Source organism: Pontiella sp., from assembly GCF_041622395.1.
Lineage (GTDB): Bacteria > Verrucomicrobiota > Kiritimatiellia > Kiritimatiellales > Pontiellaceae > Pontiella.
Genome location: NZ_JBFJYW010000277.1, coordinates 1 through 5002, shown reverse-complemented (window position 1 = coordinate 5002; position 5002 = coordinate 1). Strand labels below are relative to the sequence as shown.

At 59.1% G+C, this 5002-nt stretch carries 4 protein-coding genes; 3 read left to right on the top strand and 1 reads right to left on the bottom strand.

Annotation, left to right across the window (positions count from 1 at the left end; genetic code table 11):
- Nucleotides 1-669: 669 nt before the first annotated feature.
- The 3 genes from ABYO54_RS13885 to ABYO54_RS13875 all read left to right on the top strand — a co-directional run bounded on the left by ABYO54_RS13885 (nt 670) and on the right by ABYO54_RS13875 (nt 4476).
- Complete coding sequence (locus ABYO54_RS13885) at nt 670-972, top strand: alpha-L-fucosidase C-terminal domain-containing protein (protein WP_372808846.1); 303 nt, start codon at nt 670-672, stop codon at nt 970-972.
- Nucleotides 973-982: 10 nt separating this feature from the next.
- A complete protein-coding gene (locus ABYO54_RS13880; protein ID WP_372808845.1) occupies nt 983-2515 on the top strand; it encodes an arylsulfatase in 1533 nt (510 codons plus the stop codon).
- Nucleotides 2516-2664: 149 nt separating this feature from the next.
- Nucleotides 2665-4476 (top strand): alpha-L-fucosidase, encoded by a 1812-nt coding sequence (locus ABYO54_RS13875; RefSeq protein WP_372808844.1) that lies wholly within the window; start codon nt 2665-2667, stop codon nt 4474-4476.
- A gap of 25 nt (nt 4477-4501) precedes the next feature.
- On the opposite strand, the gene ABYO54_RS13870 is transcribed toward ABYO54_RS13875, so the two are convergent.
- Nucleotides 4502-5002 (bottom strand): alpha/beta hydrolase family protein (locus ABYO54_RS13870; protein ID WP_372808843.1); only part of this gene is annotated, 501 nt, incomplete at its 5' end.

The following is a 5002-nucleotide window of genomic DNA, read 5'->3' as shown; positions in this document are numbered from 1 at the left end:
TGCCCGGCTGTCCGCTGTTCCTTTCATTGGGAACGACGGTAGCTGAAGCGCTAGACGAAATCAACTGCGGCTTCGCGAGGAGTCGTGGAGAGGAAGATGGAGATCAAAACTGTGAGCCGACGAACAGACGCCGAAGGCGAGGCTGGCCGGAACGGACGGCAATGGAGCGAAGCGCAATGGCAAATCGCATACAAGCCGGAGCGAAGCGGAGACAGGCTGGATTGCCGAAGGCAAGACGGCAATGACCGAAGGGAATGGCAACGCTGAGGAGGCGGATGAGGTTGCCCAGCATGCCGAAGTCCGGGGCTGTGCCGCCACGGTAAATGCGGCGGTTCTAGTGTTCGGGAAATGGGTGGTTCTGTTTTGCCGGGGAAACGTAACGGAGAGAACGCATGATAAAGCGACGGGTTTTAATTGGGATCGGGATGTGGGGCGCCATGGCGGCATTCGCGCAGATATGTTCAACAACGATTCGCCGTATCCCGATGAGAAATCGGGCCAGGGGCTGGGGATCAAGCTCTTCTCCGCGTTTGTGAACAAGGACCGGACGGAGAACGGCGGCAAGCAGGACTGCGTCCTTTCCTGCAAGAACCCGAGCCAAAACAAGAAGGCCTTCACCTACAATATGGAGCGCGGCAGTGCCGCCGAAATCGAACCCGAACCGTGGATGTGGGCGGACGACCTATCCGGAGCCTGGTCAATGAAAACCTGGCCCCCTATTGCCAGGAGGATATCCGCTTCACGGTCAAGGAGGGGAATCTCTATGCCTTTGTACTCGCCCGCCCGACCAAGGACATCGTAATAAAAACACTGGCAACCGGCGGGCTCTACGAAGATGAAATCGCCCGTGTTTCCATGCTCGGAAGCGACGAGCGCATTGAATGGAACCGCTCGGCCGCCGGACTGGCGATCAAATTGCCGCAAACGTTGCCGGGGCAACGGGTGGTCGGCTTTGAAATTCCAGCGCAATAAAAAGGAATCTATGAAAATCGCGATAGGTAGTTTGCTGTTGGTTTTACTGGTTGGGTCTCACGCGGTTGCTGCCGACGGAGCGGATCGACCCAATATCATCTTTATTCTTGGCGATGACATGGGCTATGGCTCGGTGGCCGCCAACAACCCGAAGTGTACCATTCCGACGCCGCACCTCGATCGATTGGTTGCCGAGGGGATGAACTTTACGGATGCGCATTCCGATACCTCGGTTTGCACGCCGACCCGCTATGGCCTGATGACCGGGCGCTACAGCTGGCGGTCGGGTTTGAAAAGCGGCGTCACGTGGGCTTTTTTCCCGTCGCTGATCGAGCCGGAAGTGGTAACGGTTGCCGAGGTGCTGCGCGATGCGGGCTATGAAACCGGCATGGTTGGGAAATGGCATCTCGGCATCGATTTCACCAACAAGGAGGGCCAGACCATCGCGGAGGAGTTGCGATTGGATCAGCACCTCTTCGTCAACTGCGGCGACTTCTCGGCGGTCAACCTGAAGTATGACTGGAAGAAACTCGACTTCACGCAGCCGATCAAAGGGGGCCCGGTCGACCATGGTTTCAACTATTATTTCGGCGACGATATTCCCAACATGCCGCCGTACGTCTTCTATCGGAACAACCGGATTGTCGAACAGCCGACGGTACCCAAGCCCAAGGAAATGTTCGGGATTGCCGGGCCGATGGTGCCGGGGTGGACGCTCGAAGCCGTCATGCCGGCGCTGGCGAAGGATGCCCGGCGCTATATCGCGCAGCAGGCCGAAGGCGATCGGCCGTTCTTCCTCTATTTTTCCCTCAACTCCCCGCATACGCCGATCGCGCCGTCCAACGAGTTTCTCGGCAAGAGCGGGTTGAATCCCTACGCGGATTGGATCATGCAGACCGATGCGGCGGTGGGCGCGGTCTTGCAGTCGCTCGATGAGCTGGGCATCGCCGACAACACGCTCGTCATCTTCTCCACCGACAACGGCAGCACGGGCAAGGAGCTCAACGAGTTGAAGAAGAAGGGGTGCGACCTGCTCCACCAGTTCCGGGGACAGAAGCGCAGTATTTATGAAGGCGGACATCGCGTGCCGTATATTGTGCGCTGGCCAGGCCGGACGCCGAAAGGCAGCTCGTGCGATGCCACGATTTGCCTGAACGATTTCATGGCCACGGCCGCCGCCATTGCCGGGGTCGGGCTGGCGGAAAACGCGGGGCCGGACAGCAACAACATCCTGCCGCTCTATCTTGGCCAGGCCCGCGCGGAGGAGCCCGCCGTGATCCATCACGACTTCGATGGCAGCTATGCCATCCGCGAAGGCGACTGGAAGCTGGTCTTTGCGCTGAACCGCAAGACGAAAACCTTCACGCGCGAGCTGTACAACCTCAAGGCGGACGTCAAGGAGACCACCAACGTGCTAGACAAGCATCCGGAGATTGTTGCCCGTTTGGCGCAACAATTCGAGACGCAGGTTCGGCAGGGCCGCAGCACGCCCGGCCCCCGGCAAGCCAATCTGGAAGATCCGGACTGGATGCTGCCGTTTTAAGCGGGTTGCCGCTTTCGGCAACCCCTCGGCCATCCCCAAAAATGGGGATGGTTTTTCCGGGGATACTACGATTCTATTATTCGTTGCGCTCGGAGGGTGCGGATCGGGCAGGCATTCGTGTTTGGTATTTATGGCAGGGAGAGGTTTTCATGAAAAACAGGGGTCTGATGTCGGTTTTTGCGGTGGGCTTGTGTGCGGTGTTGGGCCGGGGCGTTGCCGTGGCCGGGATGGCGGTGCAACGCGAGGACAGCTGCGTGATGATGGACGTGGCGCAGGCTCCGTTGGAAGGTGGCCGGTTGGTCGTCGGGTTCGAGCTGCAGCATCCGGGCGATTATGTGGTGCAACTGGTTCACGCCCCGGAGCAAGCGGGGACCGAACTCGACGCCTCGGTCGAGGTGGACGGTTCGTTCCTCTGCGATAAGCCGAGCCGCAGCTATTGGATCGAAGAGGGGATTGTTTCGACGTTCAATACCGCGGTAAATCTTGCCAAAGCGGGGACGCATACCGTGTCGGTGGCGTGCGATGCGAAACCGCTCAAGGTACGCCTTGTTCCCCAGGTCTATTTCCAAAGCCGGATCACCGTCGGTTCCGAGAACTATTACGCCGAATGGATCCAGATGCATGCGTCGCCGGAAAAGCAGGCGGCGATGGCCTGGTATAAAAACGCCCGCTTCGGCATGTTTATCCATTGGGGCATCTATTCGCAGGCCGCCGGCAGCTGGAAGGGCACGAAGATCGAGGATTCGGGCATCAAGGGCCCGCGTGTGGCGGAATGGCTGATGTATACGTTCAACATTCCGCGCGCCGAATACCGCGAATTCGCCCAGCAGTTCAATCCCGACAAATCCTTCGCGAAAAACATCGCGAAACTGGCCCGGGATACGGGCATGAAATATGTGGTCATCACCGCGAAACACCATGACGGCTTTGCGCTGTTCGATTCTGCGGTGTCGGATTGGGATATTGCCGATGCCACACCGTATGAAGGGGATTTGATCCAGGAGCTCTACGACGCCTGCCGCGCCGAGGGGTTGGCTTTCGGCGTCTATTATTCCCACGGCCATGACTGGATGGAAGGCTGCGACGCCGATTATGCCAAGGTGAAAGCGAAGAACGATCGATACGGGGTGCCGACCCGCCCGAACGGAAAAAACCTGTGGGATCCGAGTCCGAACCCCTATCGCGATTATTTGGAAGGCAAGGCCTATCCTCAGGTTGCCGAACTGGTCAAGCGGATGCCGGAGCTTCGGCTGGTCTGGTTCGACGGCGAAGGGCTGATTTCGGAAGCGGAGGCTTTCCGCTTCTATAAAACGATCTACGACTTGAATCCGAACATCGTGGTGAACCGCCGCGTCGGCTATGAGTATGGCGACTACATGGATGCGGGCGACAACACCACGCCGAAAGCCGGGGAGCTGGTGGCCAAGTATTTCGAAACCTGCGGTACGGCGAACCATTCCTGGGGATACAAAGCCTACGACCACGATTGGAAAAGCACGAACCAGTTGCTCCGCAACTTCGTCGACATCATTTCCAAGGGCGGCAACTACCTGCTCAACATCGGCCCCGATGGATCCGGCTCGGTGCCCGAACCATGCGTCGAAAGTTTTGTCGAAATGGGCAAGTGGGTAAAAACCAATGCCGATGCCGTTTACGGTACCACCCGCTGGACGCATTTCAGCGAAAACGTGAATCCGAAGAAAAACGCAAAATCGGTGCCCGGCGAATTCTGGTTCAGCGCCAAGGACAACAAGGTTTATGCCATGTCCATTACGCCGGCCGCCGAATCCGTCCGAATCGAATCGCTCAATGCGTTTGCCGGCAACGTGCAGAAGCTACGGCTTCTGGGAAGCGACCAGCTGCTGAAGTGGAAGCAAACCGACGCGGCATTGGAAATCGATTTCTCCGGTATCCAAACCGACGTCAACGGGTTCGTGATCGAGGCAACCTTGGGAGAGTAGGTTTCCCGAGCGAAGCGGGCGGGGCCTATTTGCGTTGCCAGCGGTCTTTGGCTTCGATGACGGAGCCGGGGCCGCTTCCATCGAGCCAGGCTTTGGCGGCAGGATCTTCCCGCAGGTAGGCGTCCCAGAATGCGGTCGATAGCGCGAGAATCGCGCGATGATGGTTGGGGTTGCGTTTCTCGGAGTCGCCCGGCAGGGCCCGTTGGCTGAAGGCCGAATGCTCGGCGTTGTCGAGTACGAGTTCGTATTTGCCGCCCGGCGGCAGCGCGGGGTAGACCGCCATGCGCGATTCCAGATCGGTGTCGCCGATGACGGAAAGATCTTTCGTGCCCGTCATGAGCATCCACGGAATGGCCACCTTGCCGAAGGCTTTTTCCGGGCGGCCCGCGCGGGGGCTGCTGGGGCTGAACGCACAGGCCGCCTTGATGCGCGCATCGGTGGCGGAGAGGCGTCCGCCGGCCGCCGTTTGGCCGCTCACGGCCTGGGTGGTGACGGCGCCGAACGAGTGGCCCGACATGCCGATATG